This is a genomic window from Phreatobacter sp. AB_2022a (assembly GCF_026847585.1).
Lineage (GTDB): Bacteria > Pseudomonadota > Alphaproteobacteria > Rhizobiales > Phreatobacteraceae > Phreatobacter.
Genome location: NZ_JAPSET010000001.1, coordinates 202,346 through 221,797 on the forward strand (window position 1 = coordinate 202,346; position 19,452 = coordinate 221,797).

19 protein-coding genes and 1 pseudogene are annotated in these 19,452 nt (G+C 67.5%); 11 read left to right on the forward strand and 9 right to left on the reverse strand.

The genetic code is table 11. The features are described from left to right. The first annotated feature begins 22 nt into the window (after positions 1-22). On the forward strand, positions 23-832 hold the full coding sequence (locus OZ671_RS00950) for a DUF72 domain-containing protein (RefSeq protein ID WP_268858959.1): 810 nt from the start codon (positions 23-25) through the stop codon (positions 830-832). A 61-nt stretch (positions 833-893) separates the two neighbouring features. On the opposite strand, the gene OZ671_RS00955 is transcribed toward OZ671_RS00950, so the two are convergent. From OZ671_RS00955 to OZ671_RS00985, 7 genes and pseudogenes are all read right to left on the reverse strand, one after another. Beyond that, a complete protein-coding gene (locus OZ671_RS00955; protein ID WP_268858960.1) occupies positions 894-1,676 on the reverse strand; it encodes an ABC transporter ATP-binding protein in 783 nt (260 codons plus the stop codon). Continuing rightward, complete coding sequence (locus OZ671_RS00960) at positions 1,673-2,734, reverse strand: dihydrodipicolinate synthase family protein (protein ID WP_268858961.1); 1,062 nt, start codon at positions 2,732-2,734, stop codon at positions 1,673-1,675. Before OZ671_RS00960 ends, OZ671_RS00955 begins: the two co-directional genes overlap by 4 nt. A 75-nt stretch (positions 2,735-2,809) precedes the next feature. Then, on the reverse strand, positions 2,810-3,316 hold the full coding sequence (locus tag OZ671_RS00965) for a hypothetical protein (RefSeq protein WP_268858962.1): 507 nt from the start codon (positions 3,314-3,316) through the stop codon (positions 2,810-2,812). 43 nt (positions 3,317-3,359) lie between these two features. Further along, positions 3,360-3,653 (reverse strand): annotated as a pseudogene (locus OZ671_RS32015) (GNAT family N-acetyltransferase); the annotation flags it as partial. After that, positions 3,640-4,698 (reverse strand): NAD-dependent epimerase/dehydratase family protein, encoded by a 1,059-nt coding sequence (locus OZ671_RS00975; RefSeq protein WP_268858964.1) that lies wholly within the window; start codon positions 4,696-4,698, stop codon positions 3,640-3,642. The gene OZ671_RS00975 and the pseudogene OZ671_RS32015, both read right to left, overlap by 14 nt. A 4-nt stretch (positions 4,699-4,702) precedes the next feature. Beyond that, positions 4,703-5,473 (reverse strand): ABC transporter permease, encoded by a 771-nt coding sequence (locus tag OZ671_RS00980; protein WP_268858965.1) that lies wholly within the window; start codon positions 5,471-5,473, stop codon positions 4,703-4,705. A gap of 295 nt (positions 5,474-5,768) precedes the next feature. Next, positions 5,769-6,446 (reverse strand): TetR/AcrR family transcriptional regulator, encoded by a 678-nt coding sequence (locus tag OZ671_RS00985; protein WP_268858966.1) that lies wholly within the window; start codon positions 6,444-6,446, stop codon positions 5,769-5,771. A 154-nt stretch (positions 6,447-6,600) separates the two neighbouring features. Here OZ671_RS00985 and OZ671_RS00990 point away from each other — a divergent pair, with 154 nt between their 5' ends. Both OZ671_RS00990 and OZ671_RS00995 read left to right on the forward strand, forming a co-directional pair. After that, positions 6,601-7,629 carry an ABC transporter substrate-binding protein gene (locus OZ671_RS00990; RefSeq protein WP_268858967.1) on the forward strand — a complete coding sequence of 343 codons (1,029 nt, stop codon included), beginning with the start codon at positions 6,601-6,603 and terminating at the stop codon, positions 7,627-7,629. 417 nt (positions 7,630-8,046) lie between these two features. Then, a complete protein-coding gene (locus OZ671_RS00995; RefSeq protein WP_268858968.1) occupies positions 8,047-8,751 on the forward strand; it encodes a Crp/Fnr family transcriptional regulator in 705 nt (234 codons plus the stop codon). A gap of 93 nt (positions 8,752-8,844) precedes the next feature. Here OZ671_RS00995 and OZ671_RS01000 read toward each other — a convergent pair whose 3' ends face one another. Further along, positions 8,845-9,102, reverse strand: a complete 258-nt coding sequence (locus OZ671_RS01000) for a hypothetical protein (protein WP_038310594.1) — start codon at positions 9,100-9,102, stop codon at positions 8,845-8,847. A gap of 298 nt (positions 9,103-9,400) precedes the next feature. Here OZ671_RS01000 and OZ671_RS01005 point away from each other — a divergent pair, with 298 nt between their 5' ends. Beyond that, positions 9,401-10,654, forward strand: coding sequence for a flavin monoamine oxidase family protein (locus OZ671_RS01005; RefSeq protein ID WP_268858969.1), 1,254 nt, complete (start codon positions 9,401-9,403; stop codon positions 10,652-10,654). Positions 10,655-10,700: 46 nt separating this feature from the next. Here the strand turns inward: OZ671_RS01005 and OZ671_RS01010 are convergent, their stop codons facing one another. Continuing rightward, positions 10,701-11,387 (reverse strand): TetR/AcrR family transcriptional regulator, encoded by a 687-nt coding sequence (locus OZ671_RS01010; protein ID WP_268858970.1) that lies wholly within the window; start codon positions 11,385-11,387, stop codon positions 10,701-10,703. A gap of 199 nt (positions 11,388-11,586) precedes the next feature. Here OZ671_RS01010 and OZ671_RS01015 point away from each other — a divergent pair, with 199 nt between their 5' ends. From OZ671_RS01015 to OZ671_RS01045, 7 genes are all read left to right on the forward strand, one after another. Further along, positions 11,587-12,768 (forward strand): ABC transporter substrate-binding protein, encoded by a 1,182-nt coding sequence (locus OZ671_RS01015; RefSeq protein ID WP_268858971.1) that lies wholly within the window; start codon positions 11,587-11,589, stop codon positions 12,766-12,768. A 101-nt stretch (positions 12,769-12,869) separates the two neighbouring features. Further along, a complete protein-coding gene (locus OZ671_RS01020) occupies positions 12,870-13,727 on the forward strand; it encodes a branched-chain amino acid ABC transporter permease (RefSeq protein ID WP_268858972.1) in 858 nt (285 codons plus the stop codon). Further along, complete coding sequence (locus tag OZ671_RS01025; RefSeq protein WP_268858973.1) at positions 13,724-14,695, forward strand: branched-chain amino acid ABC transporter permease; 972 nt, start codon at positions 13,724-13,726, stop codon at positions 14,693-14,695. The genes OZ671_RS01020 and OZ671_RS01025 overlap by 4 nt, the downstream gene beginning before the upstream one ends. Next, entirely contained in the window at positions 14,692-15,441 is a 750-nt protein-coding gene (locus OZ671_RS01030) for an ABC transporter ATP-binding protein (protein ID WP_268858974.1), read from the forward strand. The genes OZ671_RS01025 and OZ671_RS01030 overlap by 4 nt, the downstream gene beginning before the upstream one ends. After that, on the forward strand, positions 15,438-16,139 hold the full coding sequence (locus OZ671_RS01035) for an ABC transporter ATP-binding protein (protein ID WP_268858975.1): 702 nt from the start codon (positions 15,438-15,440) through the stop codon (positions 16,137-16,139). Before OZ671_RS01030 ends, OZ671_RS01035 begins: the two co-directional genes overlap by 4 nt. Positions 16,140-16,205: 66 nt before the next feature. After that, positions 16,206-17,756: an AMP-binding protein gene (locus OZ671_RS01040; RefSeq protein WP_268858976.1), complete on the forward strand. Its 1,551-nt coding sequence runs from the start codon at positions 16,206-16,208 to the stop codon at positions 17,754-17,756. A gap of 37 nt (positions 17,757-17,793) precedes the next feature. Further along, a complete protein-coding gene (locus OZ671_RS01045) occupies positions 17,794-19,338 on the forward strand; it encodes an AMP-binding protein (RefSeq protein WP_268858977.1) in 1,545 nt (514 codons plus the stop codon). The last annotated feature ends 114 nt before the right edge of the window (positions 19,339-19,452 follow it).

Consider the following 19,452-nt stretch of genomic DNA (forward strand, 5'->3'; position numbering starts at 1 on the left):
CCATTGCGACGAGGGAGGCTGCATGTCCGGGAAATCCAAATCAAAGGTCCGTGTCGGTATCGGCGGCTGGACCTTCGAGCCTTGGCGCGAGACCTTCTATCCGCCCGGCCTCGCGCAGAAGCGCGAGCTCGAATATGCCGCGAGCAAGGTCACTTCGATCGAGATCAACGGCACCTATTACGGGTCGCAGAAACCGGAGAGCTTCGCGCGCTGGCGCGAGGAGACACCCGACGGTTTCATTTTCGCGCTGAAAGGCTCGCGCTTCACCACCAACCGGCGGGTCTTGGCGGAAGCAGGGCCGTCAGTCGAGAAGTTCCTGACGAGCGGCGTCACCGAGCTGAAGGAGAAGCTCGGCCCGATCAACTGGCAGTTCATGGCCACCAAGAAGTTCGACCCGGCGGATTTCGAGGCCTTTCTGAAGCTGCTGCCGAAGACGGTCGACGGCCACACCATCCGCCATGCGGTCGAGGTGCGGCACGATTCCTTCAAGACACCGGATTTCATAGCGCTCGCCCGCGATTACGGCGTTTGCGTCATCTATGCCGACAGCCCCGACTATACCTCGATCGCCGATGTGACGGCGCCGTTCGTCTATGCCCGCCTGCAATGCGCCTCCGAGACCGAGGAACTCGGCTATTCCAAGACCGCGCTCGACGCCTGGGCGAAACGGGCCGGCGTCTGGGCGGCGGGCGGTGCGCCGGAGGATCTTGCGCTTGTCGCCAAGCTGGAGGCCAAGTCGCCGGCCGCGCGCGAGGTTTTTGTCTATATGATCAACGGCTTCAAGCCGAAGGCGCCGGCCGCGGCCATGGCGCTGATCGAACGGCTGAAATAACCGAACCGGCGAAGCGCTGCGCCGGCGCCGGCCGGGTTGCTTCCATCCCGGCGCTCTTTCCTTAGTCGAAGCCGAGCAGGCCGTAGATGCGCTTCACATAGTGGCCGAAGGCATCCGATGTCTTGATGTCGAGGCCGCGGTCGGCCGGCAGGTCGATGTCGAAATAGTCGGCCATGCGGGCCGGCCCGGCCGTCAGCACCGCGCAGCGCGCGCCAAGGAACACCGCCTCCTGGATCGAGTGGGTGACGAACAGGATGGTCTTGCCGCTCTCGCGCCAGATCCTGAGCATTTCCAGGTTCATGCGCTCGCGCGTCAGCGCGTCGAGCGCGCCGAACGGCTCGTCCATCAGGATCAGCTTCGGGTCATGGACCAGCGCCCGTGCGATCGCCGCGCGCTGCTGCATGCCGCCGGAGAGCTCGTAGGGATATTTGTCCTCGAAGCCGGCGAGGCCGACCATGCGGATCAACTCGCGGGCGCGGGCCTCGGCCGCCTGGCGCGGCAGGTCCAGGATCTCCACGGGCAGCATGACGTTTTCCAGGATCGTGCGCCATTTCAGCAGGAGCGCCTGCTGGAACACCATGCCGACATCGCGTCCGGGCGTGAACGCCGAGCGACCGCTGCCGATCTTCACCTCGCCCTCGTCGGCATCATGCAGGCCGGCGAGGATCTTGAGCACCGTCGTCTTGCCGCAGCCGGACGGGCCGACGAGCGCGACCATGTCGCCTTCGCGCACGTCCATCGTCACGTTGGAGACCGCGATGAAGCGGCGGCCACCGGTCGAATAGGACTTGCTGACGTTGCGCAGCCGGATCAGCGGCTCCGTCATCGCGGTGGCAGGGGTCATGACAGCCAGCGCTCCAGATTGGCGGCGACGAAGGCATCGTCCGACAGGTCGGCATGGTCGCGGCTGACCCTGTCGATCAGCGCGGCCTGGCCCGGGCTCAGCCCTTCCGACGGGTTCAGGCACCAGATGCCTTCGAGCAGGCCCTGGCGTCGCAGCACCTCGTGACAGCCGGCAATGCAGCCGTGGAAATTGTTGGCGACATCGAAGAACGCCGCGTTGCAATCGGTCACACGGGCATCGAGCGCCAGCAGTTCGGCGCTCACCGCCGGACCGCTCGCGGCCGCCTTCAGCCGGTCGAGCAGCGCGACCGCGCCCTTGGTCCAGACCGACCAATGGCCGAGCAGGCCGCCGCGGAAACGCACCGTGACGGCTGAGCCGTCGCGCATGGCGACGAAGGGCGTCACGAGGTCCAGGACGATATGGTCGTCATTGCCGGTATAGAGCGTGATCCGCTCCTCGGCGCGCGCCGCCACCAGGCCGCGCACCACATCCATGGTCCGATAGCGGTTGAACGGCGCCGCCTTGATCGCGATGACATTGTCGATGGAACAGAAGTCGCGCCAGAAATCGGCATCGAGCTCCATGCCGCCGACGGCCGGCTGGAGGTAGAAGCCGACCAGCGGGATTTCCTCGGCCACCGCGCGGCAATGGGTGATGAGCGCGGCGCGGTCGACGCCCTTCAGCGCGGCGAGGCTAATGAGGCCGGCGGAGTAGCCGAGCGAGACGGCGAGCCGCGCTTCCTTCACTGCCTGCTCGGTCCGGCCGCAGACGCCGGCGACCATGGCCAGCGGCCGGTCGGTCCAGGCGCGGGCATCCTCCATCGCCGCCGCGAGGACCGGCTCGTAGAGTCCGACGTCGCGGATCTCGAACTGGGTGGTGTGAACGCCGACCGCGAGCCCGCCAGCCCCGGCATCGAGATAGTAGCGGGTCAGGGCGCGCTGGCGCCGCCGGTCGAAACGCCGCGCGGCATCGAGCGCCAGCGGGTGGGCCGGAATCGCGGTGCCCTGGGCAATGATGGCCCGGACCGCTGCGGGAATGGCCTGATGGTGAAGACCCATGGAACCCCTCGTCTCAATGCCGTGGCGCAGGATGCCGCGGTTTCATCGTGGCCCGGGACGGAGCCCGGACCGGTTTCAACCCAATTCCGGGCCGGCAATGGCAAAGAGCCGGCCGGGATCGCCGAACGGCTCGCGCCGGCCGAGCGCCATGCGCAGATAGGGCCGCTCCTGGACGAGCCCCGCCGCGGCGGCGATCGCGGCAGCATCGCCGGCGCTTTCAGGCAGGTCGACGATGACCGGTCCTGGCGCGCGGGCGAGCGCGGTGCGCAGCAGCGCGGCCGCACCGGCCTGGTCGGCCGCGACCAGCGGGCCGATCTGCAAAGCGGCGCGGCCCGGGCGGGCGAGCACGAAGCCGCTGCCATCGGCCAGCATCAGGGCATGGCCGGGCGCCCGTGTCATGAGGCCGGCGAGGAGCCGGCCGCGCGGCGCACCGAAGGCGAGGGCATCGATCGCCGCGATGCGGTCGAGATTCTCTGGACCGGCGGAACACCACGTCGGCGGGGCCGGACGGCGCGACGGCCGGCCGATCCTGGCTGCGCCAGCGCCACAGCCTGAACTGCGGCAGGAAGCCGAGCGGAGCATAGATGCGCTCGCCCTGCGGCGTCGCGTCCAGTACCGGCAGGCGGCCGACGCTTTCGAGCGCCGCCATGCAGTGCTTCAGAATGGCCGTTCCGAGGCCCTTGCCGCGCTGGGTCTTGGCGACCAGCACCATGCTGATCCAGGCGAAGCCGTCGAACGGCAGCACCGCGCCGGTCGCGACCAGTCCCTCCGGGGCGGCATGACCGAAGACGCTGCCCTGGTCGAGGAAGATCCGCCAGTCCTCGGCGGACTGGTTCCAGCCGGCTTCTTCCGAGAGGCGGCGGCAGCCGTCGAGCGCCCCCCGGTCGAGACGGGTGATGGTTGGCTCAGTAGGTCCCATCCCGCACCTCGAAATGGGTCGGCTTGCCAAGGCTCGGCTTGTCGCGGGCGACCCAGTCGGCGACCCAGTCGATCATCCGTGCCAGCGGAACCTGCGGATAGCCGAACAGACGCGCGGCCTCCGCCGCATTGTTGAGCCAGGCCGTCGGCGCCTCCGTGCCGACGATGACGGGCGTCTTGCCCAGCCGCTCGCCGAACACGCGGGCGAGCCAGCGCACAGAGATGGTCTCCGGCCCGGTGACGTTGAGCGGCGAGGCGGGCACCGTCGCCTGCCCGAGCGAGCGCAGCGCCTGGGCATTGGCGTCGCCCTGCCAGATGACGTTGACATGGCCCATGGTGACATCGACCGGGCGGCCGTCGCGCACGGCGCTCGCGACGTCGAACAGCACGCCGTAGCGCAGGTCGATCGCGTAGTTGAGGCGGAACAGGCGGCCCGGCGTCTTGTGGACGCCCGAGAAATAGCTGATCAGCCGCTCGCGGCCGATGCAGGAATTGGCATATTCGCCGGGGGGCGTCAGCGGGCTGTCTTCGGTCGAGCCCTGGCTGTCGGTCGCGACGAAGGGATAGACGCAGCCGGTGGAGAAGGTGACGATCCGCGAGCTGCGGAACGTCTCCGCCACCAGTGTCGGCACGAAGACGTTCATCGCCCAGGTCAGCGGCTGGTCGCCTTCCGCCCCGAACTTGCGGCCGGCCATCAGCACGACGTTCCTGGCCTTGGGCAGCGCGTCGACCGCCGCACGGTCGAGCAGATCGCAGGCGATGGTCTCGACGCCATGGCGCTTGAGGTCTTCGGCGAGCCCCTTCTCGCTGAACCGCGCCACGCCGATCACGCGCTTGTCCGGCGCGGCGTTGCGGGCGAGGCGGGCGAGCGTCGGCCCCATCTTGCCGCCGACGCCGAGCACCATGATGTCGCCGTCAAGCGCAGCGAGGTCGTCGGCGAGCGCACGCGTCGGCCGGGCCATGAAGGCCTCGAGCTCCTCCGCGGTCTCGAAACGGGCGGGCAGGGCGGCGGCGTCGAGCCAGGGGCCGGCAGCTATCTCGGTCATGGGGTTATTTCCTTGCATCGCGAGGAACGAAGACGCGCTCGGCCGCCAGCACGACGAGATAGAGTACGATGCCGATGAGGGTGAGCAGCAGCACGGCCATGAACATGGCCGGCGTGTCCAGCGCGGCCTGGACCTGGATCATGAGATAGGCGAGGCCGCGGTCGGAGGCGATGAATTCGCCGACGACGGCGCCGGCGACCGCCAGGATCGCGGCGACCTTCATGCCGGAGAAGATGTAGGGCAGGGAGCCCGGCAGCTGGATGTAGCGGAACACCTTCCAGCGCGACCCCTTGAGCGACCGGACGAGGTCGAGAAGGTCCGGTTCGACCTCCTGCAGGCCGCGCAGCGTGGTGAGCAGGATGGGGAAGAAGCAGAGGCTGAAGGTGATCAGGATGTTGGTGCGGATGCCGTAGCTGAACCAGACGATGACCAGCGGGCCGAGCGCCACTTTCGGGATCATGTTGAGCGTGACCAGCAGCGGGAACACCGCCAGCGTCAGCACCCGCGACCAGGAGAACATCAGCGCCAGCCCGACGCCGGCAATCGTTGCCAGCGCGAAGCCGCCGACGATCTCCGCGGCGGTCACCGCGGTATTGTCGAGCCAGGCATAGTTGGTCTTGGCAAGGGTCGCGAGAATGTCCGACGGCGCCGGCAGCACGAAGGCCGGCAACTGCGTGGCGCGTACGCCGAACTGCCAGACCAGCACCAGCCCGACATGGACGGCGACGATGGCGGCCCAGCGCTTGATCGTCTCGGTCCGCGCAGCGCGCTGCATCGCCGCGACATCCGCCGCGTTCGCAGCTGTCTGATCCGGGCCTGCCAGCATGGATCCCCCTCGTCACGGCGACTGGCGACCGAACCGTGCGCCGCGGCGATGCGCGGCTCGGGCTGGGCGGCGGGCGCCGGCAACCTCATTGCTCGCTGGTGCCGCCGCGTTTCGAACCCGGCCGCGACCGGCTTTCGGAACCGGGCATCGGGCCACCGCGCGGCGCCAGCGTCCGGTTCTCGGTCCGGATTGCAGGCAGCCTAGAAACGGTTGCGGCAGATGTCAACCAACTGGTTGGATAATTTCAGTCGAGCGGCCGCAGCGCCCCGAGGGCAAAGGCGACGACGTGGCGGCGACGGGCCGCGACGGCCTTGGCCGTGCCGAGATCGCTGTCGAAGATGGCGGACAGCGTGCGGCCGTTGGAGAAGTAGAAATAGGAGAGCGCGGCCAGCGAGATATAGATGTTGAGCGGGTCGAGGTCGGTGCGGAACACGCCCTCGCGGGCGCCGCGGTCGAGTGTCTCCTGCAGCAGCTGGATCAGCGGCGAATGCATGTCCTGCAGGCGTTTGGAGCGCCCGACATGCGGCGCCGACTGCCGGTTCTCGTCATTGAGCAGGGCGATGAATTCAGGATGCTCGACGAGATAGTCGAACGAGAAGCCGACGAGCTTTTCCATGGCGGCGAGCGGCGGCAGGTCGCCGAGCTTCAGCTCGCGCTCATGCGTCCGGATCTCGGCATAGACCTGTTCCAGGGCTGCCTGATAGAGGTCGTCCTTGTTGCCGAAGTGATGATAGACGAGCTGCTTGTTGACGCCCGAGCGCCGGGCGATCTCGTCGATGCGGGCGCCGGCGAGCCCCTTTTCGGCAAATTCCGCGACCGCCGCCGCCAGCAGGGCGCGCTGGGTCGCTTCCGGGTCGCGCTGGCCCTTCAGCCGCACCGGCGGGTTGGACTTCAGCATGGGGGCGGGTCGGCTGACGGTCATGATGAATCGATCCTCCGTTCCACTCTACCAATCAACCAACTGGTTGTGTACAGTCGCCGCCCGATGCGGCCCCTGATGGCCGCGCCCGGTCGGTGGCATCTGCGGCCGGCACGGCCGCCCGACCGGTGAAGATCCGATGATGGAGGGGATTGCAATGACAAAAACGACAATTCGCGCAAGGTTCGGTGCGACGCGTCGCGGCTTTCTCGGCGGCCTGGCCGGCGCCGGCCTCCTGCTGCCGGTTCGCGCGCGGGCCGCGGAGAAGGTCAATCTCGTGCTGAACTGGACGCCGACGGCCGATCACGCGCCCTACTATTTCGCCAAGGCGCAGGGTTGGTACGAGCAGGCCGGCATCGATCTCGTCATCGAGACCGGCCGTGGTTCCGGCGCGGCCGCCCAGCGGGTCGCCGCCGGCGGCTCCGAGCTCGGCATTGCCGACATGGCCACCGCGCTGCTCGCCAAGAGCCGCGGCTCGCGCCTCACCGCCGTCATGGTGGTCTATGCCAATTCCCCGCAGGGCTTCTACTGGCTGAAGTCGAGCGGCATTGCCGGGCCTAAGGACTTTCCCGGCCGCTCGATCGGCAATCCGCCGGGCGATGCCTCGCGCCTCATGTGGCCCGCCTTCGCCAAGAAGGTCGGCATCGATCCGGCCTCCGTACGCTTCGTCAATGTCAGCCCGCAGGCCAAGATCCAGGCGCTGCGCAGCAAGACGATCGACATCACCAGCGATTTCTACAACGAGCACGACCTCAAGCTGCGCGAGTTCGGCGCGGATCTCGGCTTCCTGCCCTGGCGCGAGATCGGGCTCAATCCCTATGGCAACTCGGTCATCGCGAACGACGACTTCCTGGCCGCCAAGAAGGACGTCGTGCGCAAGTTCGTGCAGGTGTCGCAGCGTGCCTTCGCCGCCTGCGTCGCCGATATCGGCCCGGGTCTCAAGGCTCTCATGGCTTCGGTGTCCGGCCTCGACGAGGCCAACCAGCGCGACCAGTGGAAGCGCATCCTGGAGCTGATGCGCGATCCGACGACCACCCAGGTTGCGCTCGGCGCCTTCAACCCGGAACGGGTGAAGGAGGACTACGAACTGGTGCGCACCTATTTCGAGGATGTCCGGCCGCTCGACCCGGCCAAGGCCGCGACCAACGAGTTCCTCGATACCGGCATCAAATTCGCCGGCGCCTGAGCGGCGCTCGGCACCGTCCGCCTGGCAGGGGCGGACGGTGCCGTCGCGCGCTCACCGCCAATATCCGCCTTGACGGGAGCATGGCGCCGCACAGAGGTGCCATGGCCATGTTTCCACACTGTCGCGCCCGACCGGCGCGGCCCGAAACATCGCACCGGCGCCACATCCGCACGATGTCCGTCGGCCGGCGCGCCGTGGCATGTCATCACGGCGTCACCGAGGGGGCTGGCGGAACGCTCGAAGACTGCCTAAGTGAGCGCCACGGGCGACCGGATAGGCGTGGTCCCATCGCTCGCAACCAGCGCGCCGGCTCGTCCGGCGAGGCTGAAAGCGGCTGCGGGTGGTCTTCAGCATGGCGCATCGCGCAAGGCGGGCGCATGGCGGGATGCCTGCGGCAGGACAGCAGGGACCCGTGCGATGCGCATCGACTTCGTCACCATCAGGCAGATCCTCGATCAGGACCCTTGGTTCAGCGCCTGTCCGCCCGGCCTTCAGGACGGGCTGGTCAACCATGCCCAGCTGATCACCGTCGCGGAGGGCGACTATCTGTCGCGCCGCGGCGACCCGGCGACCGGATTGTTCTGTCTCATCGAGGGACGGCTGCGCATCGGCGGCGGTACCGGAGATCACGACCGCGAGGCGATCCTCGCCATTATCGAGCCGCTCTACTGGTTCGGCGAGCTGGAGCTGTTCGACGACCAGCCGCGCCGGCAGGACGCCCGCGCGGAAGATCCGGTCAGGGTGCTCAATGTTCCGCAGGAGGTCCTGAAGGCCATGCTGGACAGCGAGCCGCGCTACTGGCGCGAGATCGGCCAGCTCGCCGCCTCCAAGACGCGGCTTGCCTTCAAGGCCCTCGCCGATTCCGCGACCGGTTCGAGCCTGACGCGCGTCGCCCGGCGCATCCTGACCATTTTCGACAGCCACAGCCTGCACGCCGGCGCGCCGCGGACGCAGCTCTCCGCCTCGCAGGAGCAGTTGGCGCAGATGCTGGGCATGTCGCGCCAGACGGTGAACCTGCATCTCGGCAAGCTCGAGAAGCAGGAGGTGATCCGCCGGCGCTACGGCGGCATCGACGTGCTCGACCCCGTCAGGCTGGGCGAGATCGCTGGCCTCAGGTCTTAGCGCGCCGCGTGGCGTTGCAACGGCAGAAGGGCCGCCGGTGGGCGGCCCTCGTTTCTCGGCGTGGTCGTGTCGGCGCGGCGACGCCGGCGCGTGTCAGTTCGAGCCGGGGATGGTGCCGCCGTTCTGCATGCAGGCGAAGTAGAGCGCATTCTTGTTGTATTCGAGATTGGTGCTGGTGTCGCTGCCGGGCAGGCGGCGCTGCACCGCCTCGGTGCACTGCCGCTGGACGCTGACATCGGCGCGGCGGGACGTCATGTGCGACTGGGCCGCCGCGCTGCCCGCAAGCGCGATGAGGCCGGCGAGGCCAAGGCCCGCAATGCTGACGCGCGACATGGTGATCTGATGAGCCATTGCTCTCTCCTGTTCTCAGACGCGCTGAAGAAGGCCCGGCCCGTGTTCGTCGTCAATCGTCGTTGCTTCGATATTTTCTGTAATGATTTGTTATCACGATAATGTGATAAGTTTTATTCAGGAAATTGTATGAGTTTTTACAGTCGAATTTGCCTGATTGTACAGGCTTTGACAATTCGCATGCGCGCGTGAAAGCCTTTGCATGAAATCGAGTTCTGCATACGTCATGCCGATTCCGGATTTCCGGGCTATGCTCTCGATCGGCGTGCGGTGATGACATGAAGGACCGGCAAGCGTCATGAGATCGGATTTCGACGTGGTCATCGTCGGGGCGGGGGCGGCCGGCCTTGCCGCGGCCGACCGGCTGGCCGGCAGCGGCCTCGAAGCGGTGGTCGTTGAGGCACGCGGCCGCATCGGCGGGCGCGCCGAGACCGTCCAATTGGCATCGGCTGGCGACCCGGCCGCGACCTTTCCGGTCGATCGCGGCTGCGGCTGGCTGCATTCGGCAGACATCAACCCGCTGGTCCCGTTGATCGAGGCCGCAGGCTTCGTGCTGGACCGCACGCCGGCCGCCTGGCAGCGCCCCGCGGAGGAACGCCATTTCCCCGTCGCGGAGCAGCGCCGGTTCGCGGAAGCCGTCGATGCCTTCGAGGCGCGTGTCGATGCCGCCGCCGCAACCGGCGTCGACCGGCCGGCCGCGGAACTGCTCGAGCCGGGCAACCGCTGGAACCCGCTGCTGGACGCGATCAGCTCCTACCACAATGGAGCGGAGTTCGAGCGGGTCTCCCTTCTCGACTATGCGGCCTATCAGGACACCGAGGTGAACTACCGGGTGCGTGACGGCTATGGCGCGGCGCTCGCACGATTGGCGGCATCGGCGAATGTCATCCTGCACTGTCCGGTGACCGCCATCGACCATGGCGGGCGGACGGTCGTGATCGAGACGGCGCGCGGCCGGCTGAGCGCCCGCGCGGTGATCGTCGCCGTGCCGACGCCGCATATCGCCGAGGCCCGGATCAGGATCACGCCCGCGCTGCCGGCCAAGGTCGAGGCGGCCGGCCACCTGCCGCTCGGCCTTGCCAACAAGGCCTTCATCGGCCTGCTCGCGCCGGAGGCGTTCGCGGTCGGCGCGCGTTTCCTCGGCGACATCCATCGCACCGAAACCGCGAGCTATCATGTCAGGCCGTTCGGCCGTCCCTATATCGAGGCCTATGTCGGCGGCCGCAACGCCCGGGCGCTGGAGGCAGCGGGGGAGGGCGCGCTGATCGCCTTCGCGCTGGACGAGCTGCGCAGTCTGCTTGGCGCCGATGTCGTCAGGGACTTCAGGCCGCTCGCGGAGACGGGCTGGGCGCGCGATCCCCATGCCCTCGGCGGCTATTCGCACGCCCTGCCGATGCATGCGGGCGCGCGTGGCGTGCTGGCGGAGCCGATCGACGGCCGGCTTTTCTGGGCCGGCGAAGCGACCCATCCGGTCGCATTCTCGACCGCCCATGGCGCCTGGCTGTCGGGCCGGCGGGCCGCCGAGGAAGCGCTGGCGGCGCTCCTGTCCTGATCTGCCCTGAACTGGGCCGGCGACGCGTGCGTTCGCGACCGCGGCGCTAACGGCGCGCGGCGGATCGTGCGCGCGGCCGCGGCACCACGGCGCCCGGGTTCGTCGCCGCCTTGGCGAAGATGGCGAGGATCGCGGCGACGATCGCGTCGGGCTCCTGGGCGCCATTCGCGGCATACCATTGCGGGGCCCAGTTGATCGCGCCGAACAGGGCGAAGCTGAACATCCTGGGATCGTCGGTGACGATGGTGCCGTCCCGGGTGCCGTCTTCGACGATGCGGCGCACGCGCGTCTGGAATTCCTTCTTGAGCAGGCGCAGCTTCCGGCGCGATTCCGGATTGAGCGACCGGTCGGAGACGACCGCCATGCAGATGCCGAGGTCGGTCAGCATGAACCGGCCATAGACGCGGAAGAAGCGCTGCAGGCGTTCGATCGCCGGCAGCCCGGTCTCGCCGCCGTCCTGCAGCTCCTGGTCGAGCTCGGCCAGCGCTTCGCTGGTGATCTGGAACAGGATGTCTTCCTTGCTTTCGATGTAATAGTAGATGGTCGGCTTGGTGACCTCGAGCGCGGCGGCGATGTGGTCGATCGTCGTGTTGTGAAAGCCCCGTTCGGCGAAGATTCTCGCGGCAGTGACCAAGATGAGCCGGCGCTTCTTGTCGTGCTGTTCCTGGCGCAGATCGGTGCTGCGCCAGAGCGCGGCCTGTCCGCCTGCCGCGGCAGCGCCCTTTCGTCTCATGCCTCCCATGGGCTCTCCATTCTTCCCATCGTCCCGGACGATCTTACCGCGCGACCATTCGCCACAAAGCACGACCTGGGGCGAATGGCCCTATCTGCCGTCCGGATGATTGACTCCTACTTTCGGGTAATCATAGACCTACTCGCAAGTAAAATAGGTGTCCCGCCCGAAGCGGCCGGACCGGTGCGGGAGGCCATTCATGGACCGTCGTTTCTTCATGCGCAGTGCCGCCGCCGCGGCGCTGTCGACCAACCTGCCTGTCGCCTCGGCGCGGGCCGCCGAGCCGTCGGAGTTCCATATTGCCGGCATCCTGGCGTTCTCGGGCGCCTACGGCATCATCGGCAAGGACATGCGCCAGGGCGCCGAGCTCGCCATCGCCGACCGCGGCGGCCAGGTGCTGGGCAAGCCCATCCGTGTGTCCTGGGAAGACGATGAGACGAAGCCTCAGCCGGCGGTGCAGAAGGCGACGCGCCTGCTGGCGGGCGGGGCTCAGATGATCTTCGGCGCGGTCGGATCGGCTTCGACCCTCGCGCTCCAGAGCCTTGCCGACCAGCGCAAGGTACCGCTGCTCGTCACCATTTCGGCCGATGACAAGATCACCCGCGTCAACGGCTCGCGTTATACGTTCCGCACGTCGAATACGCTCGGCATGGAAACCCGCATGGCGCTCGAATTCGCCAAGGCGAAGGGGCTGAAGAAGCTCTACGGCGTCGCCGCGGACTACCAGGCGACGCGCGACGGCTGGGCCATGTTCCAGGCCGAGGCGGCGAAAGCGGGCATCGCCATTGTCGGCATCGACTATGCGCCGCTCGGCAATCGCGATTTCTCCGTGATCGTCGACAAGATGGCAAAGTCCGATGCCGACGGCATCGCCGTCTTCGTCACCGGCAACGACGCCGTGACCTTCCTCAAGCAGTCCGGCCAGGTCGGGCTGGGCCGCACCAAGGTGCAGTTCGGCCCGGTGCTGCAGGACGAGACGCTGGCGGCCGCCGTCGGGCCTTCGGCGGTCGGGGTGTATTCCGGCGTGCGCTACCACTTCAGCTACGATTCCCCGGCCAACAAGACCTTCGTGGCCGCCTATCGGGCGAAATATGGCGAATTCCCCTCGAGCTTCGCCGGCGAGGCCTATGACGGCATGAGCTGGTGGCTCGATGTCGTCGAGGCGACCAAGTCGTGGGATCGCGAGCGCTGGGTCGATGCCTTCGCGAGCAGCACGCGTGAAAACTCGCTCGAGGGCCGCAAGACCATGCGGGCCTGCGACCATCAGGCCGCGCAGGTCGGGCTCTGGGGCGTGGTGACCGAAGGCCAGGCGCCGCTGCCGCCGCTGACCATGAAGATCACCAACGTATTCGAGCCGGCGAGCCTGTTCGACGCCTGCTGAAGCCGATGGACCGGGCGGGCGACAGCCCGTCCCGCTCCAGGATGATCATCGGACTGCCGGGCTTTTCGCGGCCCGGCCCCCTCGCTTCAGGACCCTCGCGCTTGTCCACCATCGTCATCGGGCTCAGCCTCAGCTTCCTGCTGTTCCTCCTGGCCGCCGGGCTGACGCTCATTTTCGGCATGCTCGGAGTGATCAATTTCGCCCATGGCGCGCTCTACATGCTGGGCGCCTATGTCTGCTATCAGATCGTGCAGTGGACCGGATCGTTCTGGATCGGCCTCGCCCTGGCGCCGCTCGTCATCGCCGCTCTCGGCGCGGTGATGGAGCGGCTGGCGCTCCGCCCGGTCTATGAGCGCGATCACATCTACCAGCTCCTGCTGACCTTCGGCTTCATCCTGGTCATCGAAGAGGCCGTGAAGCTGATCTGGAGCCTCGACTACAAGCAGGTGCCGACGCCCGACCTGCTTTCCCAGCCGATCGCCATGTTCGGCAGCCAGATTCCGTCCTACCGGCTGTTCATCATCGTGTTCGGCGCGGCGGTTTCGGCCCTGCTGTTCTTCGTCATCGAGAAGAGCCGCTACGGCGTGATGATCCGGGCGACCAGTTCGGATTCCGACATGGCCGAGACGCTCGGCATCAACGTCTCGCGCGTCCGCACCGCGGTCTTCGCGCTCGGCGCGGGCCTCGCCGCGCTCGGCGGCGTGATCGCGGCGCCCCTCGTACCGATCGAACTCGGCATGGGCTTCAGCGTCATCATCGACTGTTTCGTCGTGGTCATCATCGGTGGCCTCGGCAGCATCCGCGGCGCGGTCTTCGCCGCTCTGCTCCTGGGCATGGCCCGTGCGGTCGGCTTCACCTACGCGCCGGAATGGGTCGATCTCATCACCTTCATGCTGCTGATCGTCACGCTCCTGACGCGTCCGGCAGGCCTGTTCAGCCGCAAGGGACGCGCCGCATGATCTTCTCCGGTCCCGCAAAACCCTCCCGCATCGGCCAGGCCGCGATGGCGCTGATCGTCGCGGCGATGATCGTCGTGCCTTTCTTCGTGACCGGCGAGGAGAGCCTGAACCTCGTCAGCCTGATCCTGATCTGGAGCCTGTTCGCCATCGGCTTCGACCTCATCTTCGGCCTCGCAGGCATGCTGTCCTTCGGCCATGCGGCGCTGTTCGGCGCCGGCGGCTACGCCCTGACGCTGGTGATGACCAAGGCCGGGCTTGGCTTCATGCCCGCGCTGGGCTGTGCGGCCGTGGTCGGCGCTCTCTTCGCCTTCGCGCTCAGCATCTTCGCCCTGCGGGTGTCCGGCCTGTTCTTCTCGCTGCTGACCCTGGCGCTCGCGCAGCTCGTCTACATCCTCGCCAGCACGAAGCTGCGTGACCTGACCGGCGGCCTCGACGGCCTGCCCGGCGTGCCGCGACCCGATCTCTTCGGCCTCGATTTCTACGACAACCGCACCTTCTATTATTTCCTGGTGGCGGTCTTCCTCGTCGGGCTGGCGGTCATGGCGCTGCTGCGCGCCTCGCCCTTCGGCGACGCCTTGCGCGCGGTCCAGGCCAACGACGTCCGCGCGGCGCAGATCGGCTACAACGTGCAGCGCCTGCGTCAGTGCGCCTTCATGATCTCCGGTGCCTATGCCGGCGTCAGCGGCGCGCTGCTGGCCTCGCTGATGTTCTACATCAGCCCGCAGATGCTGCACTGGACGACGTCGGGCGACGTGCTGATCATGACCCTGCTCGGCGGCAAGGGCACGCTGCTCGGCCCGGTTCTGGGCGTCGGCCTGTTCGAGCTCCTGAAGGAGGAGCTCAGCCAGGTGACGCAGCACTGGTACGGCATTCTCGGCCTCATCTTCATCCTCTGCACCATCTTCCTGCCGAACGGCCTTGCCGGCCTGTTCGCCGGCCGGGGCCGGAGCGACGGAGGCGTGCGATGAGCGGTGCCGCGCTTCGCTGCGAAAATATCGAAGTCGCCTTCGGCGGGCTGAAGGCGGTCGCCGGTGTCAGCCACGCCTTCGAGGCCAATCGGCTCTATGGCCTGATCGGTCCGAACGGCGCCGGCAAGACCACCCTGATGAACGCGCTCTCCGGCCATGCAACGCTCAGCGGCGGCAAGGTGTTTCTCGACGGGCGCGACATTACCGCGCTTGCCGTTCACGCCCGAACCCGCGCCGGGCTCGGCCGCAGCTTCCAGATCACCAAGATTTTCGCCGGCATGACCGTGCTGGACAATCTCAAGCTCGGCGCCTTCGCCCATCGCCACCGGCTTCAGCCGTTCTGGATGCCGTCCAGCCGTTTCGCTAGGGAGCGCGAGGAGGCCGAGAAGGTGCTCGAGCTCGTCGGCCTGACCGCGCTTGCCCATGTTCCCGCCGAGAACCTGTCCCACGGCGACCAGCGCGCGCTGGAGGTCGGGCTGACCCTCCTGTCGGATCCGCGCGTGCTGCTGCTCGACGAGCCGCTCGCCGGCGTCGGCCATGATCGGCTGGAACAGGCGATTGACCTGATCCGGCGCGTCGTGGCCGGCCGCACCGTGCTGCTCATCGAGCACAATATGGACGTGGTCATGCAGGTCTCCGACGAGATCGTCGTGATGGTCCAGGGACAGCTGCTGGCGTCCGGAACGCCGGAGGCGATCAAGGCCAATCCCGCCGTGCGCGCCGCCTATCTCGGGGAAGACGAATGACCGCTCTGGCCCTCGAGGATTGCGACGTCTTCTACGGCAAGGCCCAAGCCCTGCATCATGTCGGCATCGACGTCGCCGATGGCGAGGTCGTGTCGCTGATCGGACGCAATGGCGCCGGCAAGAGCACGCTGCTCAAGGCGGCGATCGGGCTGAACCGGCTGGCGCGCGGCCGACGGCTGGTCGCCGGCGCCGACGCCACCGCCATGCGGCCCTACGAGCTCGGCCGACTCGGCATCGCCTTCGTTCCGGAGAACCGGCGGATCTTCCCGAACCTGACGGTCGAGGAAAATCTCACCATCGCGACCGTCATGGGCCGTTCCGGTCCCTGGACGCTGAAGCGCGTGCACGAGCTGTTCCCGCGGCTCGAGGAACGGCGCAATTCCGGCGGCGATACCCTGTCGGGTGGCGAGCAGCAGATGCTGGCGATCGGCCGCGGCCTTCTGACCAATCCGAAGGTGCTGCTGCTCGACGAGCCGACCGAGGGGCTTGCCCCGCTCATCGTCGAGACGCTGATCGAGGCGATCCGCACCATCAATGCCGAGGGCGTCGGCATCCTCCTGGTCGAGCAGAACCTGCGCGTGCCGCTCAAGCTCGCCCAGCGCCAGTTCGTCATCGACAATGGCCGCATGGTCTGGTCGGGCACAACCGCCGAGCTGCAGGCGAACCGGCAGAAGATCGAAAGTCTCATCAGCGTCTAGACGGGGCGTGCCCGCGGCCGTCCCGGCCCGGTGCCCATCGTCGGCCATAGTCAGAAGGGGAGAGCCATGCGTCTCATCGATTTCTTCGACCGCGGTGTCGCCCTCGATCCCGAGCGGCTGTGCCTGAAGGATGCGACGGTCGCCCGCACCTTCGGCGAGGTGCAGAAGCGCAGCTACCGGATCGCCAACTTCATCCACGGCCTCGGCATCGGACCGGAGCGCATGGCTGCGGTCTACAGCCCCAATTCGGCCGTCGCCTTCGAATGCGTGCTCGGCATCGTGCGCGGCGCCAATGTCTGGGTGCCGATCAACGCGCGCAACGTCGTCGCCGAGAATGCCTATATCCTCGACAATTGCGATGTCGAGGTCCTGTTCTACCACAGCGAGTTCGAGGACAACGTCGCCGCCTTCCGGCGCGAATGCCCGAAGATCCAGCACTATGTCTGCATCGACAAGGCCGGGGCTGGTGCACCGTTCCTCGAGGATGCGATCGCCGACAGTCCGGAAACCGATCCCGACATTCCGGAGCGGCGCGACGCGCCGATCTCGATCTTTTCCTCGGGAGGCACCACCGGCCGGCCGAAGGGCGTGCTCTGGACCAATCTCGTCTGGGAGACGATGATCGCCAACTTCTATGCGGCCATGCCGACGCGCAAGCCGCCGGTCCATCTGGTCATCGCGCCGATGACCCATGCCGCCGGCGGTGTCGGCATCATGCTGATGGCGGCGGGCGCGACGCAGGTCATTCTGCCCGGCTTCGACGCCGCCAAGGTGGTCTCGGCCATCGAGACCGAGGGCGTGACGCATCTCTTCCTGCCGCCGACGGCCATCTATGTTCTGCTCGCCCATCCTGGCCTGCGCGAGCACGATTTCTCCTCGCTTGAGCACTTCATCTACGCGGCGGCGCCGATGTCGGTGGAACGGCTCAAGGAATGCCTCGACGTGTTCGGACCGGTGATGACCCAGACCTTCGGCCAGGCCGAGGCGCCGATGCTGTGCACCTTCCTCTCGCCCGAGGATCACCAGGTGATCGGCGATCCCGCGCGCGAGCAGCGCCTTGCGAGCTGCGGCCGGCCGACCTTGCTGACGCCGGTGGCGATCATGGACGATGACGGGCGGCTTCTCGGCCCCGACGAGCGCGGCGAGATCGTCGTGCGCGGCAACCTGGTCATGCCCGGCTACTACAAGAACCCCCATGCCACCCGCGAAGTGTCGGGCCATGGCTGGCACCACACCGGCGACATCGGTTTCAAGGACCGTGACGGCTACGTCTATATCGTCGACCGCAAGAAGGACATGATCATCTCGGGCGGCTTCAACGTCTATCCGAGCGAGGTTGAGCAGGTGATCTGGGGCCATCCGGCGGTGCAGGACTGCGCGGTGATCGGCGTGCCCGACGACAAGTGGGGCGAGGCGGTCAAGGCGGTCATCGAGCTGAAGCCGGGCGCGACGGCAACCGAAGACGAGATCATCCAGCTCTGCAAGGACAAGGTCGGCAGCGTCAAGGCGCCGAAGACCGTGGAGTTCTGGGACAGCCTGCCGCGCAGCCCGGTCGGCAAGGTGCGCAAGAAGGATATTCGTGAGAGCTTCTGGAAAGGCCAGACGCGCGCGGTCTGACCGATCGCGGTGACGTCGACGGCTGGGAGTATAACACGTGAACATCGCCGAACTGCTGGTCAATGCCGCCGCCGCGTTCCGGGACCGGCCGGCGGTCTGCCTGGGCACCAGGCCGGTCCTGTCCTACGGCGCGCTCGCCTGCAGGGCGGCGGCGATCGCCGCCGCGCTCCGTCAGCGCGGTCTGCGGCAGGGCGCCCGCGTCGGTCTCTTCATGTCGAACGGCCCGGACTATTTCGAGGTCATGTTCGGCGCCTGGTTCGCCGGCTGCGTCATCGTGCCGATCAATGCCAAGCTCCACCCGAAGGAGCTCGGCCACATCCTCGCCGACAGCGGCGCCGAGGCGCTGTTCGTCACCGCGGACCTCGCCGAACAGGCCGCCACCGCCCTGCCGGACCCGGCTCCGGCCATGGTGGTGATTGGCGGCGCCGATCACCGGGCGATGGCGGCGGCGGGCGAGGGCGTGCCGATGGACCGCGCGGCCGTTCGTCCCGCCGTGGTTTCCCCCGATGCCGTCGCCTGGCTCTTCTATACCAGCGGCACGACCGGCCGGCCGAAGGGCGCGATGCTCACCCATCGCAACCTCTACAACATGACGCTGAGCTTCCTTGCCGATATCGGCCCGGTGGACGACCGCGATGCCGCCCTGCATCCGGCGCCGCTGTCGCATGCCGCCGGGCTCTTCTCGCTTGCCCATTTCGTGCGCGGCGCGGCCAATGTCGTGCCGGCCAGCGGCGGTTTCGAGCCGGAGGAGATCGTCGACCTCGTCAATCATTATCCCGGCAGCTCGTTTTTCGCGGCGCCGACCATGGTCAACCGGCTGATCGGCTCGGCCGCGATCGCCCGCCTGAAGCGCGAAAATCTCGACCAGATCTTCTACGGCGGCGCGCCCATGTATGTCGAAGACCTCAAGACGGCGGTCGACCGGCTCGGCCCCCGCCTGTGGCAGGTCTACGGCCAGGGCGAGGCGCCCTGCACGATCACCTATCTGCCGCCCCACATGCATGTCGACACCGGCGACGGCCGGCTGGAGCAGAGGCTCGCCTCGGTCGGCATCGCCCGCACCGGCGTCAGCGTCCGCGTGGTGGACGAGAACGGCGTCGACCGGCCTGTGGGCGAGAACGGCGAGGTGATCGTGACGGGTGACGTCGTGATGGCCGGCTATTGGAACAATCCGGCCGCCACCGCCCAGGCGCTGCGGGACGGTTGGCTCCATACGGGGGATATCGGCCAGTTCGACGAACATGGCTTCCTGTCGCTCAAGGACCGCTCCAAGGACGTGATCATCTCGGGCGGCTCGAACATCTATCCGCGCGAGGTCGAGGAGGTGCTGCTGCAGCACCCGGCCGTGGTCGAGGTGAGCGTGGTCGGCCGGCCCCACGCCGACTGGGGCGAGGAGGTTTTCGCCTTCGTCGTGCCGGCGGCCGAGGGCGCCGTTTCCGCCGCCGAGCTCGATGCGCACTGCCTCGACAACATTGCCCGCTTCAAGCGGCCCAAGGCCTATCGCTTCATGGCGGCACTGCCGAAAAGCAATTACGGCAAGATCCTCAAGACCGAGCTGCGCAAGCTGCTCGACAGCGCCTGAGGCCTCTATCGGTTATTCGCACGCCCTGCCGATGCTTTCCGGCGGGTGCGCCGTGCCGGCCGCTCCGGCTTGAATGTTGGCAATCTGCCGACGATATCTACGGCATGGTGCTGG

Excerpts from the sequence above, each read along its gene's own strand:
- OZ671_RS00950 (WP_268858959.1), top strand. The coding sequence starts at position 23 with ATGTCCGGGAAATCCAAATCAAAGGTCCGTGTCGGTATCGGCGGCTGG.
- OZ671_RS00955 (WP_268858960.1), bottom strand. The coding sequence starts at position 1,676 with ATGACCCCTGCCACCGCGATGACGGAGCCGCTGATCCGGCTGCGCAAC.
- OZ671_RS00960 (WP_268858961.1), bottom strand. The coding sequence starts at position 2,734 with ATGGGTCTTCACCATCAGGCCATTCCCGCAGCGGTCCGGGCCATCATT.
- OZ671_RS00965 (WP_268858962.1), bottom strand. The coding sequence starts at position 3,316 with ATGCTCCGCTCGGCTTCCTGCCGCAGTTCAGGCTGTGGCGCTGGCGCA.
- OZ671_RS00975 (WP_268858964.1), bottom strand. The coding sequence starts at position 4,698 with ATGACCGAGATAGCTGCCGGCCCCTGGCTCGACGCCGCCGCCCTGCCC.
- OZ671_RS00980 (WP_268858965.1), bottom strand. The coding sequence starts at position 5,473 with ATGCAGCGCGCTGCGCGGACCGAGACGATCAAGCGCTGGGCCGCCATC.
- OZ671_RS00985 (WP_268858966.1), bottom strand. The coding sequence starts at position 6,446 with ATGACCGTCAGCCGACCCGCCCCCATGCTGAAGTCCAACCCGCCGGTG.
- OZ671_RS00990 (WP_268858967.1), top strand. The coding sequence starts at position 6,601 with ATGACAAAAACGACAATTCGCGCAAGGTTCGGTGCGACGCGTCGCGGC.
- OZ671_RS00995 (WP_268858968.1), top strand. The coding sequence starts at position 8,047 with ATGCGCATCGACTTCGTCACCATCAGGCAGATCCTCGATCAGGACCCT.
- OZ671_RS01000 (WP_038310594.1), bottom strand. The coding sequence starts at position 9,102 with ATGGCTCATCAGATCACCATGTCGCGCGTCAGCATTGCGGGCCTTGGC.
- OZ671_RS01005 (WP_268858969.1), top strand. The coding sequence starts at position 9,401 with ATGAGATCGGATTTCGACGTGGTCATCGTCGGGGCGGGGGCGGCCGGC.
- OZ671_RS01010 (WP_268858970.1), bottom strand. The coding sequence starts at position 11,387 with ATGAGACGAAAGGGCGCTGCCGCGGCAGGCGGACAGGCCGCGCTCTGG.
- OZ671_RS01015 (WP_268858971.1), top strand. The coding sequence starts at position 11,587 with ATGGACCGTCGTTTCTTCATGCGCAGTGCCGCCGCCGCGGCGCTGTCG.
- OZ671_RS01025 (WP_268858973.1), top strand. The coding sequence starts at position 13,724 with ATGATCTTCTCCGGTCCCGCAAAACCCTCCCGCATCGGCCAGGCCGCG.
- OZ671_RS01030 (WP_268858974.1), top strand. The coding sequence starts at position 14,692 with ATGAGCGGTGCCGCGCTTCGCTGCGAAAATATCGAAGTCGCCTTCGGC.
- OZ671_RS01035 (WP_268858975.1), top strand. The coding sequence starts at position 15,438 with ATGACCGCTCTGGCCCTCGAGGATTGCGACGTCTTCTACGGCAAGGCC.
- OZ671_RS01040 (WP_268858976.1), top strand. The coding sequence starts at position 16,206 with ATGCGTCTCATCGATTTCTTCGACCGCGGTGTCGCCCTCGATCCCGAG.